The 24,485-nt window shown below is 55.6% G+C and carries 24 protein-coding genes; 10 read left to right on the top strand and 14 right to left on the bottom strand.

All coding sequences use genetic code 11. The features are described 5' to 3' along the window. Positions 1-157 precede the first annotated feature (157 nt). Both PCI15_RS01390 and PCI15_RS01385 read right to left on the bottom strand, forming a co-directional pair. A complete protein-coding gene (locus PCI15_RS01390; protein WP_271272586.1) occupies positions 158-679 on the bottom strand; it encodes a DUF934 domain-containing protein in 522 nt (173 codons plus the stop codon). Continuing rightward, positions 663-2,312 (bottom strand): nitrite/sulfite reductase, encoded by a 1,650-nt coding sequence (locus PCI15_RS01385; RefSeq protein WP_271272585.1) that lies wholly within the window; start codon positions 2,310-2,312, stop codon positions 663-665. Before PCI15_RS01385 ends, PCI15_RS01390 begins: the two co-directional genes overlap by 17 nt. A 299-nt stretch (positions 2,313-2,611) precedes the next feature. Between PCI15_RS01385 and PCI15_RS01380 the strand changes: the two genes are divergently transcribed. Together PCI15_RS01380 and PCI15_RS01375 are read left to right on the top strand one after the other, a co-directional pair. Then, positions 2,612-3,733, top strand: a complete 1,122-nt coding sequence (locus PCI15_RS01380) for a GGDEF domain-containing protein (protein ID WP_271272584.1) — start codon at positions 2,612-2,614, stop codon at positions 3,731-3,733. Between the two features lie 58 nt (positions 3,734-3,791). Then, positions 3,792-4,790, top strand: coding sequence for an Ldh family oxidoreductase (locus tag PCI15_RS01375; RefSeq protein ID WP_271272583.1), 999 nt, complete (start codon positions 3,792-3,794; stop codon positions 4,788-4,790). A 42-nt stretch (positions 4,791-4,832) separates the two neighbouring features. On the opposite strand, the gene PCI15_RS01370 is transcribed toward PCI15_RS01375, so the two are convergent. Both PCI15_RS01370 and PCI15_RS01365 read right to left on the bottom strand, forming a co-directional pair. Beyond that, positions 4,833-5,444 carry a hypothetical protein gene (locus PCI15_RS01370; protein WP_271272582.1) on the bottom strand — a complete coding sequence of 204 codons (612 nt, stop codon included), beginning with the start codon at positions 5,442-5,444 and terminating at the stop codon, positions 4,833-4,835. A 21-nt stretch (positions 5,445-5,465) separates the two neighbouring features. After that, complete coding sequence (locus tag PCI15_RS01365; protein WP_271272581.1) at positions 5,466-6,227, bottom strand: retropepsin-like aspartic protease; 762 nt, start codon at positions 6,225-6,227, stop codon at positions 5,466-5,468. A gap of 207 nt (positions 6,228-6,434) precedes the next feature. On the opposite strand from PCI15_RS01365, the gene PCI15_RS01360 reads away from it, so the two are divergent. The 3 genes from PCI15_RS01360 to PCI15_RS01350 all read left to right on the top strand — a co-directional run bounded on the left by PCI15_RS01360 (position 6,435) and on the right by PCI15_RS01350 (position 10,291). Then, complete coding sequence (locus tag PCI15_RS01360) at positions 6,435-7,361, top strand: LysR family transcriptional regulator (RefSeq protein ID WP_271272580.1); 927 nt, start codon at positions 6,435-6,437, stop codon at positions 7,359-7,361. Between the two features lie 169 nt (positions 7,362-7,530). Then, a complete protein-coding gene (locus PCI15_RS01355; RefSeq protein ID WP_271272579.1) occupies positions 7,531-8,916 on the top strand; it encodes a sodium-dependent transporter in 1,386 nt (461 codons plus the stop codon). 25 nt (positions 8,917-8,941) lie between these two features. Next, positions 8,942-10,291, top strand: coding sequence for a pyridoxal phosphate-dependent decarboxylase family protein (locus PCI15_RS01350; RefSeq protein ID WP_271272578.1), 1,350 nt, complete (start codon positions 8,942-8,944; stop codon positions 10,289-10,291). 155 nt (positions 10,292-10,446) lie between these two features. Here PCI15_RS01350 and PCI15_RS01345 read toward each other — a convergent pair whose 3' ends face one another. The 7 genes from PCI15_RS01345 to PCI15_RS01315 all read right to left on the bottom strand — a co-directional run bounded on the left by PCI15_RS01345 (position 10,447) and on the right by PCI15_RS01315 (position 16,832). Continuing rightward, a complete protein-coding gene (locus tag PCI15_RS01345) occupies positions 10,447-10,794 on the bottom strand; it encodes a RidA family protein (protein ID WP_271272577.1) in 348 nt (115 codons plus the stop codon). Between the two features lie 67 nt (positions 10,795-10,861). Further along, positions 10,862-12,001 (bottom strand): NAD(P)/FAD-dependent oxidoreductase, encoded by a 1,140-nt coding sequence (locus PCI15_RS01340; protein ID WP_271272576.1) that lies wholly within the window; start codon positions 11,999-12,001, stop codon positions 10,862-10,864. Beyond that, positions 11,998-13,410 carry an FAD/NAD(P)-dependent oxidoreductase gene (locus PCI15_RS01335; RefSeq protein WP_271272575.1) on the bottom strand — a complete coding sequence of 471 codons (1,413 nt, stop codon included), beginning with the start codon at positions 13,408-13,410 and terminating at the stop codon, positions 11,998-12,000. Before PCI15_RS01335 ends, PCI15_RS01340 begins: the two co-directional genes overlap by 4 nt. Next, complete coding sequence (locus PCI15_RS01330; protein WP_271272574.1) at positions 13,403-13,765, bottom strand: (2Fe-2S)-binding protein; 363 nt, start codon at positions 13,763-13,765, stop codon at positions 13,403-13,405. Before PCI15_RS01330 ends, PCI15_RS01335 begins: the two co-directional genes overlap by 8 nt. A gap of 187 nt (positions 13,766-13,952) precedes the next feature. Next, complete coding sequence (gene dctP, locus PCI15_RS01325) at positions 13,953-14,957, bottom strand: TRAP transporter substrate-binding protein DctP (protein WP_271272573.1); 1,005 nt, start codon at positions 14,955-14,957, stop codon at positions 13,953-13,955. Positions 14,958-15,039: 82 nt separating this feature from the next. Then, complete coding sequence (locus tag PCI15_RS01320; protein ID WP_271272572.1) at positions 15,040-16,338, bottom strand: TRAP transporter large permease; 1,299 nt, start codon at positions 16,336-16,338, stop codon at positions 15,040-15,042. Continuing rightward, on the bottom strand, positions 16,335-16,832 hold the full coding sequence (locus tag PCI15_RS01315; protein WP_271272571.1) for a TRAP transporter small permease: 498 nt from the start codon (positions 16,830-16,832) through the stop codon (positions 16,335-16,337). The genes PCI15_RS01320 and PCI15_RS01315 overlap by 4 nt, the downstream gene beginning before the upstream one ends. 250 nt (positions 16,833-17,082) lie before the next feature. Here PCI15_RS01315 and PCI15_RS01310 point away from each other — a divergent pair, with 250 nt between their 5' ends. Beyond that, positions 17,083-18,003 carry a LysR substrate-binding domain-containing protein gene (locus PCI15_RS01310; protein ID WP_271272570.1) on the top strand — a complete coding sequence of 307 codons (921 nt, stop codon included), beginning with the start codon at positions 17,083-17,085 and terminating at the stop codon, positions 18,001-18,003. A 77-nt stretch (positions 18,004-18,080) separates the two neighbouring features. Here PCI15_RS01310 and PCI15_RS01305 read toward each other — a convergent pair whose 3' ends face one another. Next, positions 18,081-18,452, bottom strand: a complete 372-nt coding sequence (locus PCI15_RS01305) for a DUF4890 domain-containing protein (protein ID WP_271272569.1) — start codon at positions 18,450-18,452, stop codon at positions 18,081-18,083. A gap of 27 nt (positions 18,453-18,479) precedes the next feature. Then, positions 18,480-18,983, bottom strand: a complete 504-nt coding sequence (locus tag PCI15_RS01300; RefSeq protein WP_271272568.1) for a hypothetical protein — start codon at positions 18,981-18,983, stop codon at positions 18,480-18,482. Between the two features lie 105 nt (positions 18,984-19,088). Here PCI15_RS01300 and PCI15_RS01295 point away from each other — a divergent pair, with 105 nt between their 5' ends. Further along, entirely contained in the window at positions 19,089-19,772 is a 684-nt protein-coding gene (locus PCI15_RS01295; RefSeq protein ID WP_271272567.1) for a response regulator transcription factor, read from the top strand. Next, positions 19,772-21,097 carry a sensor histidine kinase gene (locus PCI15_RS01290; RefSeq protein ID WP_271272566.1) on the top strand — a complete coding sequence of 442 codons (1,326 nt, stop codon included), beginning with the start codon at positions 19,772-19,774 and terminating at the stop codon, positions 21,095-21,097. The genes PCI15_RS01295 and PCI15_RS01290 overlap by 1 nt, the downstream gene beginning before the upstream one ends. On the opposite strand, the gene gcvA is transcribed toward PCI15_RS01290, so the two are convergent. Next, a complete protein-coding gene (gene gcvA / locus PCI15_RS01285) occupies positions 21,076-22,002 on the bottom strand; it encodes a transcriptional regulator GcvA (protein WP_271272565.1) in 927 nt (308 codons plus the stop codon). The genes PCI15_RS01290 and gcvA overlap by 22 nt on opposite strands. Positions 22,003-22,315: 313 nt before the next feature. On the opposite strand from gcvA, the gene PCI15_RS01280 reads away from it, so the two are divergent. Then, positions 22,316-23,338: an arginase family protein gene (locus tag PCI15_RS01280; protein WP_271272564.1), complete on the top strand. Its 1,023-nt coding sequence runs from the start codon at positions 22,316-22,318 to the stop codon at positions 23,336-23,338. Positions 23,339-23,413: 75 nt separating this feature from the next. Further along, the gene (locus PCI15_RS01275) at positions 23,414-24,484 is read left to right on the top strand and encodes a quaternary amine ABC transporter ATP-binding protein (protein WP_271272563.1); all 1,071 of its coding nucleotides are present in this window, start codon (positions 23,414-23,416) and stop codon (positions 24,482-24,484) included. Position 24,485 lies beyond the last annotated feature (1 nt).

Raw genomic sequence — 24,485 nt, 5'->3', positions numbered from 1 at the left:
ACTGCCTCCTTTATTTCAGGGAGGAGTTACCAAGCAAGATGTATTCCCGGACACAGCATTACAATGTAAGCAATTGATTTTACTTACATATAAATTCAGACAGAGATTTTATCAGGCCGCTGAAAACAGCAAAACGGCAATCCTTTGCCGGATGCCGTTACTTTTCAGCCGGACGCACCCTGCGCCGGAAAGGCGTAAACGGCTGCAGAATGTCTCCCTGATAACTCACCATGTCAGCATGGAACTGCTGGCGGCCGGTTTCCATATCCTGATCTTCCGGCAACACAACGCTGTCATAACCACAGCGGCGTAAATATCCCAGCTGATCACTCAGCAAACTGCCAAACGCCCGCAGTTCCCGCTGATAACCGAACACCTCACGGATCAGCGATCCGGTGGAAAAACCGCTGCCATCCGTAAACGCCGGAAATGCCACCGCAACAATCGGGGCCGCCGTAAACACCGGTTCCAGCGGCTCCAGTTCGATATCCGCCTCAAACCAGACCCCCGGTGTCTGGCCAAATCCGTTGAACGCCGGGGCCAGCAACTGCCAGTCACTGAGCGGTAATATGTATTCAGTTCCCGGTTCGGGCACGAAGCCTGCCGGCAGCTCTGTTATCAGTTGCCACTGATCCTGCTGACCGGCATCATCCGGCTGCTGTTTAATGACCCGTTGCATAAACCCGCTCCTTAAATTTGTCTTTCCCGATCCGTTCATAGGTGGAGATGAACGGTTCTTCTTCGTGCCGCTGTTCCACAAAGACATCCACAATGGCTTCCAGCGCATCCGGCACCGCATCCAGCGGAATCGACGGCCCCAGTACTTTGCCGATCCGGGAGCGCTCCCCTACCTCGCCACCCAGGGTCAGCTGATAAAATTCTTCGCCTTTCTTATCCACCCCCAGAATGCCGATGTTGGCGATGTGATGATGGGCGCAGGCATTAATACAGCCGGATATACGCAGGCTCAGATCCCCCAGGTCATACAGATAATCAAGGTCATCAAAGCGTTGCTGAATGGCGCTGTTAATCGGCAGGGAACGGGCGTTGGCCAGACCGCAGAAGTCCCCACCCGGGCAGCACACCACGTCGGAGAGGGTACCGATTGTCGGTGCCGCCAGTTCCAGCCGGCAGGCTTCCTGCCAGAGGGCGAACAGATCGCTGCGTTTTACATCCGCCAGCACAATGTTCTGCTGCTGAGTATTACGTGCTTCACCGAAGGAAAACCGTTCCGCCAGATCCGCCACCCGGCGCAGCTGCTCACTGCTGATGTCACCGGGCGCGGTTCCCTGATGTTTCAGAGACAGGGTGACGATGGCATAACCGCCTACCCGGTGCGCCCGGACATTACGCCGTAACCAGTGCCGGTACGCCGGCGAATCCGGCTCCTCTGTCTCAGCCGCCACATTGACCTGCGCATAGGCGGGCTCGGTGAAGAAGCTGCGGGCGTGGGCCAGCTCAGCCTCCGTCAGCCAGTATTCTTCAGAATTAGTACGCTGAAACTCTGCCTCAACCTGGGCAGAAAAATCCGCAGCCCCCAGGCTGTTTACCAGAATTTTGATCCGTGCTTTGTACTTATTGTCCCGCCGGCCATAACGGTTATACACCCGCAGAACCGCTTTCAGGTAACCCAGTAAATAGGCCTGTGGCAGGAATTCGCAAATCAGGGTTGCCAGCATCGGCGTACGGCCCAGACCGCCCCCGACCCAGACCTTAAAACCGGTTTCGCCATCTGCATTGGTCACCAGTTGCAGACCGACATCATGCAGCTGAATGGAGGCCCGGTCTTCGGCGGCACCGATGACCGCAATCTTGAATTTGCGGGGTAAGAATGCGAACTCAGGGTGCAACGATGACCACTGACGGATAATTTCACAGTAAGGCCGCGGATCCGTCTGTTCATCTGCTGCCACCCCGGCCAGCGGATCAGAGGTGGTATTACGGATGCAGTTACCGCTGGTCTGAATTGCATGCATCTCAACGGTCGCCAGAGTTTCCAGAATATCCGCCACTTCCTCCATTTTTACCCAGTTAAACTGTACATTCTGACGGGTGGTAATGTGGCAGTAACCCCTGTCATAGCGGTCACAGACCCCTGCCATGCATCTCAGCTGGGCCGCCGATAACATGCCATAAGGCACCGCAACCCGCAGCATGGGGGCATGCTTCTGAATATACAGGCCATTCTGCAACCGCAAGGGTAGAAAAGCTTCCTCACTCAACTCACCGGACAAATAACGGTTCATCTGTCCTCTGAACTGCTGCACTCGGTTATTCACCACCTGGCGATCAAGTTCGTCATATTGATACATCGTCGGATACTCTCTGATTAACTGCTGACCGGTTGTCCGGTATCGCAGCAGAGTAGGTATAATCAACAAATAAGAACAGATACACAGAAATGAAAAGTGACAGGTACAGATAAATCAGGGACGGCCTGAACCGCCGGCGTCCAGCCTCTTTATTCATGCTTTGCACAGCTGTCCTGTGAGATCAAAACCATTGATTTCAATAGGTATTTAATGTGCCTCAGCCAGCGTATACTGTCTGATCGGCGGTACTTTTTCTGACTGTTTAGCCGTACCGCCAGCAGTAAACACAGGTATGTGATATGAACAGCCAGATACTGAGCAGTACCCCTCAGGATATTCAGTTAAAAGCGTTACAGGATTTTTGTCAGCGTACCCGCGCCGGTTACATCAGCTATCCGGTTGCCTGGGTCATTCTGGCGCTGGTGAGCAACCAGACTGATCAGGCATTTTTAACCACACATCTGGTATGCCTGAGCAGCTTTGCACTGTTCCGGCTGTTGCTGAACCGCCTGTTTTCCTCGCTGCAACATCCCCTGAACGTGATTTCCCGCATCCGGCTGATATGGGCAACCACCCTGATAAACGCAGCCTATTTTGCCGGTTTGCTGGCCTACATGCTGACGCAGGACATCAGCCCCGTCGGCGTAGCAGCCATCATTATCATCCTTGCCTGTATAGCCCCCAGCGGCGCACTGACCTTCAGTATTTACAAACCTCTGGGAGATGCGTTTTTTGCCGTGATGTTTGTGATTCCCCTGAGCGTCTATTTTATAGAAGGTTATCCACAACCCCTGGCAGCCACCCTCGCCATTCTGACCGGATACATCTACATCAGCGTGACAGCATCACGGTTTCACCATGACTACTGGGCCTACGCCCGGCTGAACCGGCAACTGAGCGAATACGCCAGTAATCTTGAACAGGAAAACCGGCTCGACCCGCTGACCGGTATGAATAACCGCCGCTATTTCGATGAACGCTTACAGGTGGCCTGGCTCAGAGCGCGGCGGGACCGCCAGCCCCTGTGTGTCATCATGATTGATATCGACAATTTTAAGCAGATTAATGATCGCTGGGGGCACCCGGCCGGCGATGAAATCCTCATCGCCATGGCAGATATTATCCAGCAAACATTTAACCGGGCCACCGATACCCTGGCCCGCTATGGCGGAGAAGAGTTTATCGTATTGCTGGAAAACACCAGCCAGACAGACTGCGTGAAAACCGCAGAAAAATTACGCGAACGGATCGCAGTGCGCCGTTTCACCACGGATGCCACTGAGCTGTACTGCACGGTGAGTCTGGGGGTAGCCAGCCAGATTCCCAACGAAACCCTCTCCCCTCCGGATCTGGTAAAACGGGCGGACATGGCCCTGTATAAAGCCAAAGGAAGTGGCCGCAACCGGGTCGCCTGCTATTGAGCCTGCCGGAAAATCCGGCACAATAACCAGCAACCCGGATCTCAGACAAGGAACACTTATGGCACAGCTCACACTGGACGAAATCTATCAACTGGCTTATCAGAGCCTGCGTCAGGCGGGGGCCGATGATGCCAACGCATCTGCCGTTGCAAGCACTGTCACCCATGCCGAGCGCGACGGCTCTGCATCCCACGGGCTGTTCAGAATCCCCGGCTATCTGAAATCCCTGCTCAGCGGTAAAGTTAACGGCAACGCCGATCCGCAACCGGAACAGGTCACACCGGCAATTCTGCGTTGTCACGGGGATCACGGCTATGCACCGCTGGCATTACAGCGCGCGGTTCCGGCACTGGCGGAAGCAGCCAAAACTTACGGCATTGCCGCCCTGACACTGACCCACTCGCACCACTTCGCCGCCCTGTGGCCGGAAGTGGAAGCGCTGGCTGAACATGACCTGATGGGCTTTTCCTGTGTGTCCTATAAGCCAGTCGTCGCCCCTGCAGGGGGGAATGAAGCGATCTTTGGCACCAATCCGATTGCCTTTGCCTGGCCCCGCCCGGGACGCTCCCCACTGGTGTATGACATGGCAACCGCCGCCATGGCACAGGGTGAAGTCCAGATTGCCGCCCGCGACGGCCACAGCGTGCCACTGGGCACCGGACTGGGCCCGGACGGTGAACTGACCACTGATCCGCAGGAAATTCTTAAAGGCGTGCTGTTACCGTTCGGCGGTCACAAGGGATCTGCCATCGCCATGATGGTTGAGCTGATGGCCGGGCCTTTGGTGGGGGAAAGTCTGAGTTTTGAAACCGCAGAACGGGATAACGTCGATGGCGGGCCACCACAGGGCGGACAGTTTTTACTGGCGGTTTCACCACAGATACTCGGCGGAGAAAACTGGTCAGACCAGGCTGAAGGGCTGTTTTCCCGGCTGGAAGCCATGGAAGGGGTACGTCTGCCGGGACAACGCCGGCACCGCCTGCGGGAAGATCAGGGCAGCCGCGAAGTAAATGACAGCCTGCTGGCCGAAATCCGTCAGCTGGCACCTCAGGGCTGAGCCTCTGTAGCGCGCCCGGTATTTGCCGGGCGTGAATACCCCTCAGGCAGAGCGTATCTGCGAAGGGCTGTCAGCGCTGCTGTCAGTGCTGCTGTCAGTGCTGCTGTCAGTGCTGTGGACCGCATTCAGATGATCCACCAGCTTCAGACACAGCTCAATATACTGCACCGCTTCTGCCGGGCCGACAGTGAAATTCTCAGCATGGGCCACTTTATTACGCAACTGCCGTAATTCATGAAACAGCTTCACTTTTTTAGTGTCCAGCAGGGCCTGCCGGGCCAGAATCGTCCCTATGGTTTTGTAGCGGGTATCCACCGCTAAATCCACGTCTTTCACCTGTTGACGAATCAGCGTTTCAGCCGCGCTGTCCACCTCGTCCCAGGCTTCCAGTACCGCTGCATTGGGCAGATGTTTAACCGTCGCGATCAGCCGGCTGCGCCGGTCCTGCTCCAGTTCCGGAAAGACACCGGCAGCATCACGACTGACAGCCTGCAGAACCTGTCCGAATTCCACTTCCAGATCTTTATATTTCAGACGTTTTGCCAAAGGTAACAGATCTTCCAGCGGGCGCTTGAGCATCACCAGCGCCACCAGAGCCACCACGGGCCAGGCCAGTTTATCCGTCAGTTCGATAATAAATTGTGTCGCATCCATGAGTGTATGTTCCCGGGTCAGTCAGGGGCTGGCAGTTACAGGGGCCGCAGCATCATCCGGCGGCGGTGTGTTTTCACCCTTTAACTCAGCAATCAGCGTATTGGCTTTTTCATATTGTTCGGCATTCCAGATAATGGCCTGCTCTGCAAAGTCAATTTTGTATCCGGAATGCGCCAGTAAATCCATCCCCAGTAACCCGTCAGAGAAGCTCTTTCCGGTGGACTCAATGACCGCAATGGTGTGGTTTTCAAAGGTATAGGGGCCAAACTGAGCCCGCTCAATGATCACATGCTGCATATCAATAAGGCCGCCACCGGCCACCACCGCTTTCCCTTTCTGGCGGACATTCAGCGAGATATTGCGTAACGCCTGCTGATGAATAACCGTCCGGCTTGCCCCCGTATCCAGGACCAGCCTGAGATCCAGACGCCGTCCGGCGGTCACAATTCTGACCGGCACTATCACCTGATTCCCTCTGATAGTTACCGGGGTGCGCATTTTGTCCCGCAGCGCTTCAAGACGGCGGATTTCCCGGCGGGTTTCCGTCTCATTCCGGGCCTGCTCCCGCTGCTGTTGCTGGTCACGCTTCTGTTCAGCGGTCAGTGCGGCACTGCCGTTCTGCTTAATGTCTATCTGATCACGGTACTGCGCCGGCACCTTGTGCAGGCTGCTGACGTATACTTTACGGCCTGTTTCCGTCACATAATGAAATACTTCTGCGCCGGCGGTTCCTGCCAGCACACACAGCCCGCACAGTATTGCGACACGTATTCTTACTAACACTGCCGTCCCCCGTTACCTGATTCATCCTGAAGTGCTTAAGCAAAACGTAAACCCTGTGGAAAAGCAACTTTAGCGGTCAGATATTGGCCAGAAAAACAGCCCTGACAATGCCGGGGTATTCCCTGACAGCATACCCGCTATGAATTATCAGCATTTCAAATAGCGCCCAATAATGGTTAATTAATTAACTATTTGCCGGATCTGTTTATGGAACGTCTCAACCTCAACCTGCTCCGCTCACTGGCGGTATTACTGGAACAGCGCAATGTCACCCAGAGTGCTGAACAGCTGAATATGAGCCAGTCGGCGCTGAGTAAACAGTTAGCTCAGCTACGGGATTATTTTGACGATAAACTGCTGATCCGCAACGGCAATGACTACCTGCTCACCAGTCTGGCCCAGCGCCTTAATCCCCGTCTGCAGGTCATCATCGCCCAGCTGGAAAACCTCCGCGATGATGCCGACTTCAACCCACAACATTGCCGGCGCAGGTTTACCTTCGCCTGTACCGACTATGTGGCGAATTTTATCTTTCCGGATGTCATCTGCAGGCTTTCCCAACAGGCCCCCAATATAGATATGCTGTACCGCCAGTGGCAGCCGGAATGGCTGGATAATCTTGGCGGCATGCCCATCGACTTTGCCACCACCATTGCTCATGAGGTACCTGAAGATCTTTACGGTATACATCTGGGCAGCGACTACCCCGTCATACTGATGGCCAAACATCACCCGCTCAGCGAGCGCCGGACAAATCCGGACTTAGCCGAACTGCTCAGCTTTTCATACATTCGCATCAGTGCCGGGGGCGACAAAGACAGCTTTTTCGACTGCTATCTGGAAAGCCGCAACCTGAAACGCCGCATCGCCTATGAAGTACCGTTTTATACCTCCGCCTTTAATGTGGTGGCCGCCACCGACATGCTGTTAATTGTACCCCGGCATATTGCCGCTAACGCCGCCAGAGTACACGCCGTGCAGTGGCAGGAGCTGCCGTTGGAAAACCTGCCTGACCATGAATACCTGCTGCTCTGGCACAGCATTCACCATAACGATACAGCCCACAAATGGGCCAGAGAAGAAATCGCCGGCATTATGCGTAAATCCATCTTTTCCCCGCTGGCCAGTCTCTGACGTCATAGCACCTATCACCAGATTTCATTTCTGACAACGCCTGTCGCTCCATAGAATTTTCGGGGCGGTCTCTGCGGTCCGGGACGGACTTCGCAGACCGCGATGAATCAGCGGTTTCAGCCCGGCTGAAACCTCTGCCCCGAAAACAATAACAATCAGGAGCAGCTCAATGAGCACTGAGAATCTAACCTATGCTGATCAGACCACTACGGACGGTGGCACTAAAATCTGGCGTGGAAAACTGACCTTTATTATGGCCGCAGCCGGCTCGGCTGTCGGGCTGGGTAACCTCTGGAAATTTCCTTATATCGCCGGTGAAAACGGCGGGGGAGCCTTTGTACTGGTCTATCTGGCCTGTATTCTTCTCTTTGGTATTCCGTTGATGATGGCGGAAATCGGCATCGGCAGAAGCACCCGCCATAACGCCGTAGATGCCTTCGGCACACTGGCCGGCAAGGCCGGAGCCAATCCGTTGTGGAAGGGCATTGGCGGGCTGGCAGTGACTACCAGCTACCTCATTCTGTCTTTCTATATTGTGGTGGCAGGCTGGTGTCTGTATTACTTCTGGATCACCGCCAACGGTACCTTTACGGCCACCACAACGGTAGATACAGCCTTCACCGGCGGCACCTTTGAAAGTCTGCTGGCTGATCCTGTGACCCTGATAACCTTCAGTGTGATCTTCCTGCTGATCACCTTTGCAATCATCAGCTCAGGTATCGAGAAAGGCATCGAAAAAGCCATCAACTGGCTGATGCCGTCGCTGATGCTGATGCTGGCGGTACTGATCGGTTACTCCGCCGCAAACGGTAACTTTGAAGCCGCGGTAAACTTCCTGTTCAACGCCGATTTCAGCAAGCTCAGCAGCGAAGCGATCTTTATCGCCATCGGCCATTCCTTCTTCACCCTGAGCCTGGCATCTGCGTCTATCATTACCTACGGCGCGTACATGCCGGCAAAAAGCTCAATTACCAAAACCGCCTTTGCCGTGGCCGGCATCGATACCCTGGTGGCACTGACCGCCGGTCTGGCGATATTCCCGCTGGTGTTCCAGTTTGGGCTGGAGCCGGGTGCAGGCCCCGGTCTGATGTTTATTTCCCTGCCGCTGATTTTCAGTGATATGCCTTACGGCCAGCTGTTCGGCTCGGTATTTTTCTTCATGCTGTTCATTGCCGCCCTTACCTCGGCGATTTCCCTGATGGAACCGACCGTCGCCTGGCTTGAACGCCGCTTCAGCCTGCGCCGCCGAACAGCAACCTTCCTGACAACCCTGAGCCTGTGGGTGGTCAGCCTGGGGACGGTGTTTTCACTGAATATCTGGAACAGCCCGGTGTTCTTCGGCAAAACCTTCTTCGACGCGCTGGATTATGTCACGGCAAACGTCTTTATGAGCATCGGTGCCATCGCAACGGCGGTGTTCTGCGGCTATGTCCTGAAACGGCCACAACTGGACGCCATGTTCAGCACGGATCCACAGGCGATCCCGGTCTTCCGTTTCTTTATTCGCTATGTGGTGCCGGCATTTGTTGCGGTACTGGTCATCGCCGCCCTCTGATTTTTTACTCTCTGGAATACCCTATATGACTATTGAAACCGCCAGCATTGGCATCCTCTACAACGCTGTCGATAAACTCGCCGACGGCTACCGCCATCTGCCAGCCCATAACACCGAATACGACCAGCACCGGGCAGAAGAGATCCTCCTGCAGGTCGCTGAAAAGATGTGGGATAACTACCCTTACCCCCATCCGCAGTATGCCGGACAGATGCTCAAGCCACCGCACCCGGTGGCCCGCATGGCTTACATGCTGGCCACCTGGATCAATCCGAATAACCATGCGCTGGATGGCGGCAAAGCCAGTTCCGCCATGGAAAAAGAAGCGGTTGCCAAAATTGCCACCATGTACGGCTGGGATAACTACCTCGGCCATCTGACCGGTGGCGGCACCCTGGCCAATCTGGAAGCATTGTGGGTGGCAAATCACATGCATCCGGGCAAAACCGTACTGGCTTCGTCTCAGGCCCACTACACCCACAACCGGATCTGCGGCGTGCTGCAGATCCCGTTCGAAGCCGTGGCGGTGGATGATCAGGCACGGATGGGTCTGAGTGATCTGGAGTCTAAACTGCAACAGCTGGACGTCGGGACGGTGGTTGTCACTCTGGGCACCACCGGCGTCGGCTCGGTGGACCCGTTACCGGATATTCTCAGGCTGCAGGAAAAGTACGGCTTCCGGGTTCATATCGATTCGGCTTACGGCGGCTACTATACACTGGCGGATAATCTCAGCCCTCAGGTACGGGCCGCTTACGATGCTATCCGTCAGGCGGATTCAGTGGTGGTCGATCCCCACAAACACGGCCTGCAGCCCTATGGTTGCGGCTGTGTGCTGTTCCGCGATCCGCAGGTAGGCCAGTATTACAAACATGACTCGCCCTATACCTACTTCAGCTCGGATGAGCTGCATCTGGGGGAAATCAGCCTTGAGTGCAGCCGCGCCGGGGCATCGGCAGTGGCGCTGTGGGCCACGCTGGAAATGTTCCCACTGGAACCTAAGGGGGAATTTGCCACCGACCTGAGCCGCTGTCGGGATGCCGCCCTGAAGCTGCACGCCCGTCTGAGCACAGATAACCGGTTCATCACCCCGCTGGACCCGGATCTGGACATCGTAATCTGGGCGCCGAAAGCCGCCAGCACCCGTGAAATTTCCCGGCTGTCACAGCTGACCTTTGAACGGGCTGAAGCACAGGATCTGTATCTGGCTACTTTCAGCTATCCGTCACAGCTGATTAAAAAGGCATTCCCTGAGGTACAGGTGGATTCCGATTACACCACCTGTGTGCGTTCCTGCCTGATGAAGCCGGAACATGCCGCCTGGGGTGACCGGATCTGGCAGATACTGGATCAGATTCAGAGCTCGCTGGCATAAAAAAACCGCCTGAGGGGTGAAGTCAGGCGGTAAAAAGGCAGCGGTGTGCATAAACCGCTGCCGGAGCCAGTCCGGATAATCCCTGTTGAGCGATCGTCAGGAGTTATCCGGCTGCAAGGCACTCTTCATCAGAGTATCCGGTACCGGGTCAGCCATTACTGGGCAGCGATCACCGAAAACTCCACCAGTAATTCAGGGCGGGCCATACGGGCTTCAACACAGGCACGGGCCGGTTTTTCAAAACCTGCCACCCAGGCATCCCATACCGCATTCATAGCCGCAAAATCTTTCATATCACGGACATAAATGGTCACCGACAGCAGCTTATTGCGGTCGCTGCCATTTTCGGTCAGCAGGGCATCAACCTTATCCAGACAACGCTGCGTCTGTTCGGTGATATCCCACTCCGGCGCACTGGCCGTCTGACCACACAGGTACAGGGTGCCGTTATGCTTAACAACCTTGCTCATGCGGTCGTTGGATTCAATACGTTCAATGGTCATCAGAAAACCTCGTTTACAGGATGGCACTTACAACGCCATCACCGGTTACAGTTAAATCGTTACAGCCTTACAGCACTTTGCGTTCAAAACGGTCAACCCGGAACGCGCTGAGATCAAACTCACTGCGGCCGGTGGTCACCAGATCCGCCAGCACTTCACCGATCACCGGCCCCAGCTGGAAGCCGTGGGCGGAAAAACCGAACGCATGAAAGGCATTGGGGCTGTTCACACTGGCGCTGATCACCGGCAGGTTATCCGGCATATAGGCTTCCAGCCCGGCCCACATCCGGTTCACAGTGGCAGTACGCATAATCGGGAAGAAATCCACCGCATTGCTGGCCCCCACCGCCAGTTTGGCGTAATCCAGCCGGGTGGTATTACGGGCACGGTCGGCAAAGCCTTTGGCGCCCCCGCCGATCAGGACAGTGCCGTTCTCAAATTGTTTAAAGGAAAGCGGCCGGCTCACCGCCCCCACGACAGGCGTGGCAAAATGTGGCATCCGGGTGGTAATCATCAGCATCGGCGCGCTGTAGGTCATGGGGCAGTTATCCCCCATCATGACGGCAATCTGGTCCGCCCAGGCACCGGCACAGTTCACCAGATACTCAGCTTCATAGCGGCCGCTGGCGGTTTCCACCAGCCAGTTGTTGCCGATCCGGCGCAACCGTTGTACCTGCTGGCCTTCAGCGAATTCAGCGCCGGCTCTGGCAGCGGCCTGCCGAAAGGCAAATACCGATTTATACGGAATGGCATAGCCGTCGGTTTCTGAAACAACGCCGCCAACACAGTAGTCCGCCACGTGGGGTAAACGCTCACGCAGCTCTTGCTGATCAATCATTGTTTCGTGGAAGTATCCCTGCCCGTGCATCAGCGCCTGACGCTTCTGCAGGGTTTGCATATCCGCTTCATCAGCAGCGATATTGATCAGGCTGCGGCGACGGAATCCGGTATCGCCGTCCAGCTCATCGTCCAGCGTTTGCCAGCGCTGCATTGCTACCTTACTCAGGGGAACCTCGGCGATATCCCGGCCCAGCAGACGCACCCCGCCGGCATTCACGCCGGAGGCGTGGCGGGCAACCCGGTCTTTTTCCAGAACGATGACATCCACACCGCGCTTCGCCAGCTGATATGCAGTGGAACAGCCCTGAATACCGCCACCGATAATAATGACACTGGCTTTCTGACGGTTACCGGCAATCGCATTCATGACTTCACCTCCACAGCAGACGCCTGCCGATGCGGCTGAAACCTGGCCAGCTCAGTCAGATTGATTAAGCGCATGGGGGAGCGCAGCCGGTAATAGCCAACCGCTTCAACCTCACACCCCTGCCACTGGGCCAGTAATTCACTCACGGTATGGCCACACTGACGCCCCTGACAAGGCCCCATACCGCAGCGGGTCAGGCCTTTAAGTTCATCCGGTAACCGTGCCCCCTGATCGAATGCGGCTTTCAGCTGGCCGCGGGTCTGTTCTTCACAGCGGCACACCATCGTCTCCTGCTGCTCAGGTTTGCGCAGCGCATCCGCCGGTTTATACAAACGGTCAATAAAACGGCGTAAACCCTGATAGCGCTGTAACTTTTGCTGTAACGGCCGGCTGTGATTTTCTGCATTTTCAGGTGATATCAGCCCTAAGCGGACCAGTTGCTGCCAGGCCACCAACTGGCCGGACAGGGCCGCCGCATCGGCACCAATGATGCCGCTGCCATCACCGGCCACGGCGATATGCGCGACCGATGTCTGTCCCCAGCTGTTCAGCCGTGGCTGCCAGCTAAGCTGTTCCCGGTTCCAGACATGCTCAACGCCGGTTGCCCGGGTCATGTTCAGGTTGGGAATCACCCCCTGATGCAGGAAAATATGGGCAGCATCCAGTGAATGACTCTCACCTTTGGCGGTAAAACTCAGCCCTTCGGCCTGTTGTTCCCCGCGGATGCTAAGATCTTCCGCATACTTATACACAGGCACACCGGCCCGGCGGATCTCATTCAGCAAACCGATGCCCTTGGTGAGAACGTCCGTATGCCCCAGCGCGCCGGGCAGCAAACTCGCCGCTGCCAGATAGTTTTGCTTAGGTGTGGTATCCACCAGCGCTTTGACCTTCACACCTAAGCGTAAATACTGGGCCACAATCAGATACAGCAGCGGGCCACTGCCGGCGAACACTGCACCATCCCGCACTAATCCGTCGGACTTGAGCATGACCTGTGCACTGCCAGCCGTCATCACGCCCGGCAAATGCCAGCCGGGAATAGGAAACGGCCGCTCCATCGCCCCGACACTGATCACCACTTCCCGGGCGGTCAGGCTGGCGGAAGCGCCGGCCTGAGAGAATAAAATTTCACCGTTATCCCCCACATGCCAGACATTCGCTGCGGTAATTTTTTCCGCGCGGCAGGCATTAAACTGCTCAACCAGAGCGGCACCTTTGGTGTAATCTTCACCCAGCAGATCAGTATTCTTCAGCGGGCTGTCGGTGACATTGCGGTAAATCTGCCCACCGGCCCGGGGCTTATCATCCAGCACCACGACTCTGGCACCGGCTGCACTGGCGGTAATCGCCGCAGACATACCGGCAGGGCCTGCGCCGATCACGGCGATATCGTAACTGTCAGTCATGGGCGGCGTCCTGATCAGCTGAAAGTTCATAATACTGGCCGGCCGGCACCGCCTGACTGGCTTCGGTAATCGCCTGACAGCGCACATCCATACCCGGATATACCCGTTGCATACAGGCCTGCTGGTTCGGTAAACCGTCGATTTCCACGAGACATTCAAAGCAGGCACCCATGGCACAGTAAGCAGAGCGGGGCTGCTGTGATACCGGTGATAAACGGGTGGTGGTCTCACCGCTGACAGCCATTGCCGCCCAGACCGAACTGTTAGCCGGTACTGTGACTTTGCGGTCATTGATCATGATGCACACCTGTTGTTGATTCTTATCCGGTGTGTCATCGGCTAGATAACGAAACATAGGCTTCCTTGTTGGCGGCTACATCCCCGCCCATAGAACTGCAGACAGAAAACTTTGCCGGTGGCTGAAACAGCGGAACATCAGCCACCGGCCAAAACGCTCTGGCGAAAAAAAACCGGCCGGGTAAAACCCTCCCCCGGCCGGTTGGGAGGCGGTATACACACCTCCCAGGGCCTGTAAAAACGCTTTACTTGGCGATCTGGTCCAGAACGTTCTGACCCCAGTCAGCGCCGACGTCTTCAAGAATTTTTGGCCATACTTCCGCACGAACCTTAGCCGCCGCAGCCGCCAGTTCTTCATTGCTCAGATCAACAATGGTTGCACCGTTGTCTGCCAGTTTCTGCTCGTAAGCCGCCTGATCCGCTTCAGCGTTTTCCCAGCGCTTGGATTCGAATGCCAGTGCTTGCTGTTGCAGCGCTTCACGGTCTTCCGCATCCATGTCGGCCAGGGTTTCGGAGTTGATGATCATGTACCACACTTCAAAGTGAGTATTTACTGGCACGTAAGTCTTGGTTACGTCACGGAAAGACGCGTAGTAACCTTCCGCACCGGAACCGACCACTCCGTCAACAACGCCGGTCTGTACCGCAGTAAAAGCTTCAGAGAACGGGATTGGTGAGCTGATGTAACCCAGCGCATCAGAGGTCAGCTGGAAGCTCTTGATACCCGGTACACGTACCTTGATACCCTTATCAACACTTGGATCACCCGGAGACACCGCATCACGGTTCAGGGCAACGCCGCCGAAGTACACCGGATACGCCGCCAGCATGGTGATGTCCTGCTTGGCGTACAGTGCTTTCATCGCAGAGTGGATCGCACCGCCCGGGCCATAGATGTCTTTCGCCTGTGCCCAGTTTTCAGCCACATACGGGAAAGCGCTGATCTGCATCTTACGCTCAGCAGCGGTTGCCGCCGGCTGTACCGCCATGTCGATTGCACCAACAGAGATACGCTCCTGTACGGTGGTGTAGTCACCCAGCGCGCTGGCCGCAAAGATTTTCACCTTCACATCGCCTTCAGTGGCAGCATCTACCTTAGATGCGAAATCTTTCAGCTCGTTATCAATGATCGCGCCCTGTGGGCGGATATGGCTGATCTTCAGGGTGGCGGCTTCAGCCACCGCGGTTAAGCCCAGTGAGCCGGCCAGCACCGCAGCGCTGACGTACTTGGTCAGAGTATTCAGTTTCATGTTTATAGCCTCATTTGTTTTTATTACAGGTTTCACACACAGACGGACCGGGCAGCAGCCGCTGCCCGAAAATCATGCAGTTTTAATAGCCAAAGAAACGTGGCAGGAAGAGTGACAGATCGCCCCAGAAAGAGGTCAGGAAGACCACCGGCAGGTAACCGGTCAGAATCAGGATCATCGCCGGACGGATCACCTTGGTGACCTTCACCTTACCCACCCGGGCACCCAGATACAGGATCGATGCGTACGGCGGTGTTACCCCGCCCATGGCAGTGTTCACGCCCATGATCGCCGCGAACTGAATCGGGCTGATACCGATAGCCGTCATCAGCGGTAACAGCAACGGTGCAATCAGAATGATCGCCGTGACATCGTTGACCACCATGCCCACCAGGAACAGCAGGATGTTAATCAGGATCAGCAGTACAGTAGTGTTATCGGTAATCGCAAAGATCGACTCCACCAGCGCCTGAGGAATACTTTCCAGCACGAACATCTGTGACAGAATCATACTGAACAGAATCATCAGCATGATCGCCCCCACAGAGGTAGACGCTTCTTTACAGGCCGACAGGAAGGTCTTGATGGTCAGGCCGCGGTAGATCCAGAAGCCCACCGGAATGGCGTAGATCACCGCCAGCGCAGCCGCTTCGGTCGGCGTCATGATGCCGCCGTAAATACCGCCCAGAATGATCACCGGCATCAGCAGTGCCGGAGTCGCTTTAAAACCACGGCCGGTGGCCTCCGCAACAAACGCTTTGCCTTTCGGCCGCGGCTCCAGAACCAGCGGGAATTTTCGCGCCAGCCAGACGTTTACCACCGAAAAGTTAGTCATGATCAGCAGACCCGGGCCCAGGGTTGCCAGGAAGCAGGCCAGAATCGAGGTATCCGTTACCCAGCCATAGACAATCATGGTGACACTTGGCGGAATCAGCAGCCCCAGCAGGGAAGCGTTGGCGATCAGTGCCGTGGCATACTCACGGGGATAGCCCTGCTTCTCCATTTCCGGAATCAGCAGCGGGCCGATAGCCGCCACGCCGGTCAGACCCGAGCCGGAGATCGCGCCAATCAGCGCACAGCTGATGGTGGCAACCACCCCCAGACCGCCGCGCAGATGGCCCACAAAAATATTCACAAAACGCAGTAAACTCGCCGCTATGCCACTGACACTCATTATGGTGCCGGCCAGTACAAATAGCGGAATGGCCAGCAGTACAGGGTTACCCAGCTGCTGGAAACCCCACAGCATGTTGCCCTTCATTACCACGTCGCCGAGGAAGTACATCACCATCAGACCGCCGCCAAAACAGTACGGCAGGGGTACACCTAAGGTAAGCAGGATGACCAGTAAGGCTACTGCGATTAACGCGACTTCAATCATGACTGAGACTCCTGAGCAGGGCTGCCACCTGAATCTTCATCACTCAGGCTGCGAATGTGTTTCACCAGATGCACCAGGGTGTAGAGCATCATCAGTACCAGCCCGGTAAACAGGGCGATATCCACATAGAAAGTTGGAATGTAGAGGGTCGGGCTTTCTTTCCAGACCCGCAGGGAATACTTGGTGAAATCCCAGGCCCAGTAGGTCAGCCAGCAGCCAACCGTCAGGCTGATCACTTCACCCAGAATGGCCAGAATGGTGAACTGACGGGGGGTCTTAAGAAAAATTTCCAGCACATTGGCGCGGATATGGGTGTTCTCCCGGGAAGCATTCACAGCTCCCAGTACATACAGCCACAGGGTGGGATAAAGCAGGCTCTCTTCAAGCCCCATCACCGGAATTTCCAGTACGTAACGGGTAATAACCTGGACAAACTGTCCGATGGCTACCAGACATATCAACCCGGTCAGTAGCAAGCTGACGAATCGATTCATGGGCGGGTTCCTCACAACGCTGCATGTACCCGGGGATGGTTTCAGATCAGGTTTTCGGTCCTGAATCACTGAAGTGGTCACGCAGCAGATTTATAGTTATTCGTGAGGAAATACTGGCGAGAGCAACCCATAAAATCAAAACGATAATATTGATTACTCTATAGATTTTTTTTATGCTTTATTGATTACCCCTTAACTTTCAAGCGGTTTAAGCAGCACGCTTTTTACTCTTCAGGTACAGGTAACCCCGATGAACCTCAGTATTCGCCAACTTCAGGCCTTTCGTGAAGTCATGCGTACCGGCTCCATTTCAGAAGCAGCCCGGGTATTGAACCGTACCCAGCCGGCGGTCAGTTCGATGATTGCCAGCCTGGAAGAAGAACTGGGTATCCAGCTGTTTGAACGGCAGCGGGGCCGGCTGATCCGTCAGCCCGAGGCGGTATATTTCTTTGAAGAAACCGAAGCCATTCTGGAACGGCTGCAGCAGTCTGCCCGTACCATGAAAGAAATTGCCTCCCTGAAAGAAGGCCGGCTACGGATCGCCTGTATGCCTGCGTCATCACAGTTCATCATGCCCCGGCTGGTCGCGGACTTCATCCGCGATAAACCGAAGGTAAAAGTATCCATGATGATGCGGGCATCTGCGGTGATTGAAGAATGGATCGCCTCGCAGCAGTATGACGTTGGCCTGGCGGAGACCCCGCCCCCCAATGCCGCGCTGGCGGTGGAGACTTTTGAACTGCCCTGTGTCTGTGCCATGCCGAAAGATGATCCGCTGGCCAGCCGGGAATATATCCAGCCCCGTGACATCGCCGACCAGCCACTGGCGGTATTACAGGAAGACCACCCTAATCTGATCGCTACCCGGCAGGCGTTTAAAGCCGCCAAAGCAGGCTTTAACCCCCGTTTTGAACTGCGTAACTTTCAGCCCGCCCTGACGCTGGTTGAAGAAGGTCTGTGTTACACCATCTGTGACCCGATGACCGCCAGCAGTTATTTTGATTACCGCGAAGCAGAATCGAAGCTGGTATTCCGGCCATTCCTGCCGGTGGTGCCACTGTCGGTGTCCATCCTGCAACCGGCGCACCGTCCGGCATCACAGCTGGCTGCTGCCTTCATTGATATACTGCGGCAGGACATGGCGCGTATCGCCCGGCAGTTTCAGAACTGATCAGGCACGACTGATCAGCATTCATCACTGCCCCTGCCGGACAGTGATGAACACCAACAGCACCGGCGCTTCCAGTGTTACTGTGCTTTTTTCGCCTGCAGGAATTCTTTGAATTTCGCCCGGCGTTCTTTCGCAGTGGCTTCATACGCCTGATACTGGTCATCATCCAGAATGGCTTTGAGTTCAGTTTTACGTTGCTCGCCGATATCCCGCAGCGCCTTGAATTGCTGTCGGCGGGTATCTGTTCCGTTCGCTTTCAGCTCTGACAACTGACTGAAGCTTTGCTGATTCAGCTGATGGATCTGATCGGCCTGTGCATCACTCAGGGACAACTGCTCGGTCATAGCATCGGTAATTTCCTGAATACGCGGATCATTGGCATCAAACGCCTGCACGTTAAGGCTCAGGCCCAGCGTCAGCATGGCCGTGCACAGAATGGCTTTAAACATCGGTAAATACTCCTTAATAAAAACAGATTAACGGCATGTCACAGCATTACCAGAAGCATCGCTGCAACTTTGAGTCCGGGTTACCTGCCCGTCCGCAACGCTGACTTCGGCGTTATAACTTTTGCCGTTACGGGTTTCGCCGCTAATGGTACGGCTGGCACTGAGAGTGCCGTCGGCGTCCCGGCTCAGTTGCTTCTGGCTGTTATAGTGCGCCCCGCCAGCACCGTTAATGCCGGTGGTAACCGTTTTAGAGGCGCTGCCATCCTCCAACCGTTTTACCTTACTGACCTGATAAGCCTTGCCACCGTTACTGCCCTCTGCAGCCCGGGTATAACGGCGGGAACTGTTGCCCTGAGTATCCCGACGCACAGCACTGCGCTGATAGCTCTTCCCCACTTCAGAAGTGACGACCCGCTTACGTACCACACTGTCTGCCAGTACCGTTTCACTCAGCATCACTGTGCTCAGTAATAACACTAAACTATATGTTTTATTCAGCCGCATATTCATCTCCTCAACATTTGCAGCCATTATAAAAAGCGCCTTTTACAAACACCGTCAGGCCCGTGTAAAACTTGTGTAAAGTTTATGTAAAGCTGCTTTTCATCCCACTGACAATCAGGAAAACTGACCACCATGAGCAATATACGTAACATACTGATCGTCGAAGATGACCCTGAAGCCAGCCGGATGCTCGCGGAATATCTGAGCCTTGAGGGCTATACCACCCACCTGGCGGAAGATGGCCTTAGTGGCCTTGAGCAGGCATTTAACCTGCAACCTGACTTACTGATACTGGATATTATGCTGCCGGAAATGGATGGTCTGACCCTGCTGCGCCGTCTGCGGGAAACCTCCAATACTCCGGTGCTGATGCTGTCTGCCCGGCGCGATGATATTGATAAAGTGATGGGCCTTGAGTTCGGTGCTGATGATTATCTGGCTAAACCCTACAACCCCCAGGAACTGGTTGCCCGGATTCATGCCATTGACCGGCGCTGTGCCCAGCGCCAAACCGTCGCTACCCAGACCCTGAAACTGAATAACCTGAACCTTTCCTCCCTGCGTCAGGAAGTACTGATTGATCACCGGCCCGTGGAACTGACCCGTACGGAATTTCTGATCCTGCAACATTTACTGCAACATACGGAGCAGGCCGTCCGTAAACAGCAACTGTCGGTGGAAATACTGGGCCGCGAACTGGAAAGCTATGACCGCAGTCTGGATGTGCACGTCAGCAATCTGCGCAGAAAACTGCAACAAGCCGATATCAGCATCACCACCGTACGGGGCGTTGGCTACCGGCTGGAAGGACACTGATGGGACGCCTGTTCTGGAAAATTTTCTGCTGGTTTACCGCCACAGTTATCTGCCTGCTGGCCCTGCTCTTCAGCTTGCGGTTACTGGCACCGCCCGGGGATCTGAAGCCAGCGCGTCACCCGTTACAGAATGAACGGCTAAATGCTGTTGCCGCATTGCTGCATTACAGCGGCCCGGCGGCCGCCCGGGAATATCTGCAGCAGAGCAATTTTTCCCGGCCACGGCTGTGGGTACTTAACAGTCAGCAGAAGGACCTTCTGACCCGCCCGGTCCCCAACTTCATACTGCAATTGCCTGCTGAGAAACAACTGAAAAAAACAGTCCTCACACCGGAAGGACAGCACTATACGTTACTGATGTTTAAACCCGGTAAAGCCGTACCATCCCTGCTGCCGCAACTGCCTCCGGCGGAAGGGCGCCCGCCCCGCTATTTTCGCTGGCTGGTATTCATTGCCGTCGGCATACTGGCCAGTGCCTGGCTGGCCTGGTACCTCACCCGTCCGGTCCGGGTGCTTTCGCAGGCCACCCGGGCACTCAGCCGGGGCGAACCGCTGCATAAAATCCGCCCGAAGCTGGGCCGGCGCAAAGATGAACTGGTCAGCCTGGCAGATGATTTTGATCACATGGCCGGTGCACTGCAGCGCAAGCAGGACATGCTGGATCAGTTACTCAAAGATATCTCCCACGAATTACGTTCGCCCCTCACCCGGGTACGGCTGGCGCTGGGATTGCTTGAAAAACAGCAGCGGCCGATCGGAGAAACCGACAGTGAACAAATCAACCATGAACTGAACCGGCTGGATGATCTGATTGATCAGGTCCTTACCCTGACCCAGTTGGACAGCCGCCAGACACCCGCCCTGAACGACTATCTGAGCATTCCTGACCTGCTCACTCAGCTTGTGGATAAACTCAGTCTGGAAGCCCGGGCCAAAAACTGTCAGTTAGCGCTGCAATACGACGGTAATGAAGCAGTCATTCCTGCTAACCATGAACTGCTGTGGCGGGCACTGGAAAACGTTATCCGCAACGCCATCGCTCACACCCCGGAAGACACACAGGTAATCATCCGGGCCGTCACGGACTCTGCCTCAGGTACCTTCAGCATCACCGTGACCGACATGGGTGCCGGAGTGGAAGAAAGCCGCCTGGAAGATATCTTTAATCCCTTCGTACGGCTGGATAATGCCCGCCGCAGGGGTGGTTACGGCTTAGGCCTGGCGATTGCCCAGCGGGCCATTCAGCAACATAACGGTAGCATCAGTGCCCGTAATATTACCGGTGCCGGCCTGCAGATTGATATTCAGCTGCCGCTGACGGACTGATCATGCGGGCTGCCTGCCTCTGACTGACTGTCGGCTAACTCTATGCTGAGCCATTCCCGGAAGCGCTGTATCTGTGGATAATCTGCTTTCTCCGGCGGATAGACAAAATAATACCCCTGACCACTGTAGAACGAACCGGGAAACGGCTGTAACAGCCACTGGGAAGCCAGCTCATCCTGGATCAGCGACAGATCACTGATAGCAATGCCATGGCCCATGGAGGCCGCCCTTAAGGCCGCATCCATCGATTCAAACGCCAGCCCCTGATCCGGGTCCACCCCCTCTGCCTCATTGGCCTGCAGCCAGACCCGCCAGTCCCGGTGATCCGTGGACGGATGCAGCAGTGTATGGTGCTTCAGGTTCGCCAGATCCGTTAACGGATATTCGGTCTTCATCAGCGCCTGGGAACACACCGGAATCAGTTGCTCCCTGAAGACCAGCTCCGCCTGCAGCCCAGGCCAGTTACCGTCGCCGTAAATAATGCCCGCATCAAAATACTCACGCTCAAAGCTGATACTGCCTGCCCGGGTCGTCAGGCGTACATGGGGATGGCTGCCATCTTCCTCAAACCGGTGCAGGCGGGGAATCAGCCACAACATGGCAAAGCCGGATGACACCAGCAAATTCAGATCATTGTGCTGTTTGGTGACTGCTTCAACTGTATTGGCAATGGCGTTAAACGACTGGGTCAGACCGGACAACATAGTAATTCCGGCATCCGTCAGATTCAGATGGCGGGTATTACGCTGGATCAGCAGCACCCCCAGATACTCTTCCAGATTCCGCACGTGCCGGCTCACGGCCCCCTGCGTGACACACAACTCATCCGCCGCACGGGTGAAACTCAGGTGCCGGGCGGTGGCTTCAAAGGCCCGTAAACTGTTCAGGGGCGGGATACGGCGCATAGTTCAGATCCTCGGTGAATGCTCGGAAAAATCCGGTATAGCCTTGCTACATAACACAGCAGAAAAAACAATAAATCAGCATTCTTCAGTTTTTGATAATAATTCTCAATACCCTGCAAACACTGCTATTCAGCACTATTTCTATCACAGTAGCACACAAACATTTATGACTTTACATCATAAATAGCATGAAGTTTCTTGCATACTCCCGGGGATTTTTCCGCGTTACGGTTAACAGCATCAAAGCGGTGAGCTTCTGCCACTGAATCTGACACCACATAACAATAAACAGCATGCTGTGTGAGGAAAAACCATGAGCGACGAAAAGCACCTCAAGTCCGATCAGGACGTTTTCATGAAAAATCTCTACTGGTGGGGTGTACCTACCCTGTTCGGCTGCCCGCACAATCCGGACGTGAATGCCTGCGACATTGCCCTTGTAGGCGTGCCGCACAGCACCGGTAACGGCACCACCGAGCGGGATCAGCATCTGGCCCCCAGAGCCGTGCGTAACGTTTCCGGCTCCTATCGCCGGGCCCACAACAAATTCAACATCGTGCCCTGGGATGAATGCAACATCCACGACCTCGGCGACGTGCTGATGCCCCGTGCCATGGTCAATGACGCTACCGTTATTGATATCGAAAACTACTACAAGGAACTGGATAACGCCGGAGTCCGCCCGGTCTCCGTTGGCGGCGACCACTCTATTACCGGCCCGATCCTGAAGGCGCTGGGCGGCCCGGATGCCAAACTCAGCGGTGGCCAGAAGATCGCCATGGTTCACTTCGATGCCCATACCGACACCATGGATCACCTGCCCCACTGGCTGGGTGCAGAACGTTCTGCCGCCCACTGGGGCAGCTATGTGGCCAAAGAAGGCCACGTAGACCCGGAACAAAGCATTCAGATCGGTATCCGCGGCCATACCCGTACCCTGACCTGGAAACGCACCAGTGACCGCCTGGGCTACCGCATGGTGGATATGGATGAATTCCGCGAAATAGGCATTCAGGGCACCGTTGATCTGCTCCGTGAGCGGGTCGGTGACATGCCCATTTACATCACCTTCGATCTGGACTGCCTGGACCCGTCCGTCGCACCGGCTGTCTCCAACCTTGAACCGGGCTGCTCCGGTTTCACCATGGATGAAGCGGTTGGCATCCTGCAGGGTATGCAGGGGCTGAACGTTATTGGCGCCGACGTGGTCTGCATGATTCCGTCCAAAGACAGCCCAAATCAGATCACCGCCTTTGCTTCTACCGCCATCATGTTTGAACAGATCAGCCTGATTGCTGACTCGGTTCGCCGTGAGCGGGAAGCCGCAAAGGACTGACCCCGCGCACACTCCTCCGCCGGCGGCTTAAGCCGCCGGCACCCGAAAACAACAATAACAGGAGGCAAATACGCAATGACAAGTGCAATAAACAGCCAGGCACAGGTAGCGGTTGAATGCCGCAACGTCTGGAAAATTTTTGGTGAGCGGGCAGCAGAAGCGCTGAACGCCGCCGTCAATGAAGGCCTGAGCAAAACAGAAATTGGCCAGCAGTATAACTGTGTAGTGGGGGTGGCAGACGCCAACTTCAGCGTTCATGAAGGGGAAATATTCTGCATCATGGGCCTGTCCGGCAGCGGCAAATCAACCCTTGTCCGCCACATTAACCGGCTGCTGGAACCCACCGCCGGCGCGATCCTGATCAACGATGAAGATGTCATGGCCAAAGATGACCTGGCCCTGCGTCAGTTACGGGCCAGCAAGATCGGCATGGTCTTTCAGAACAACGCTTTACTGCCACACCGCACCGTCCGGGATAACGTCGCTTTGCCGCTCGAAGTACAGGGGGTCAATAAACGGGAACGTTATCAGGTGGCCAAGCGGGTGCTGGGGCTGGTTGACCTGACCGGCTGGGAAGACAACTTCGCCCACGAACTGTCCGGCGGCATGCAACAGCGGGTCAATCTGGCCCGGGCCATGGCAGCCGACCCGGATATTCTGCTGATGGACGAACCCTTCAGTGCGCTGGACCCGCTGATCCGCCGGCAGTTGCAGGATCAGTTTATGGAGCTGTCCCGGGAGATGAAGAAAACCACCATTTTCATCACCCACGATCTGGATGAAGCCATCCGCATCGGCGACCGCATCGCCATCATGAAAGACGGCGTGATTGTACAGACCGGTACCCCGGAAGAAATTATTACCCACCCGGCTGATGACTATGTCGCCGATTTCATCGCCGGCATATCCCGCCTCAAGCTGGTCCACGCCGGCAGCATCATGCAGCCGCTGCAGGACTGGCTGAGCCGCCACCCGGAAACCGATATCAGCACCGCACCACGGGCACCGGAGAACACCGATCTGGATCAGCTAATCGATATTTCTGTGTCCGGTCAGGGAGCCGTCGTCATCACCGACGACGCCGGCAGCGACATCGGCGTCGTTGATAACAGCCGTTTATTACGCGGCATTCAGGGCGGCAAATAGG

Origin of the sequence: Aliamphritea hakodatensis (assembly GCF_024347195.1) — a bacterium.
In the GTDB taxonomy this organism is placed as follows: domain Bacteria; phylum Pseudomonadota; class Gammaproteobacteria; order Pseudomonadales; family Balneatricaceae; genus Amphritea; species Amphritea hakodatensis.
The sequence above is the reverse complement of the archived record's forward strand: the minus strand, read 5'-3'. Positions and strand labels throughout refer to the sequence as shown.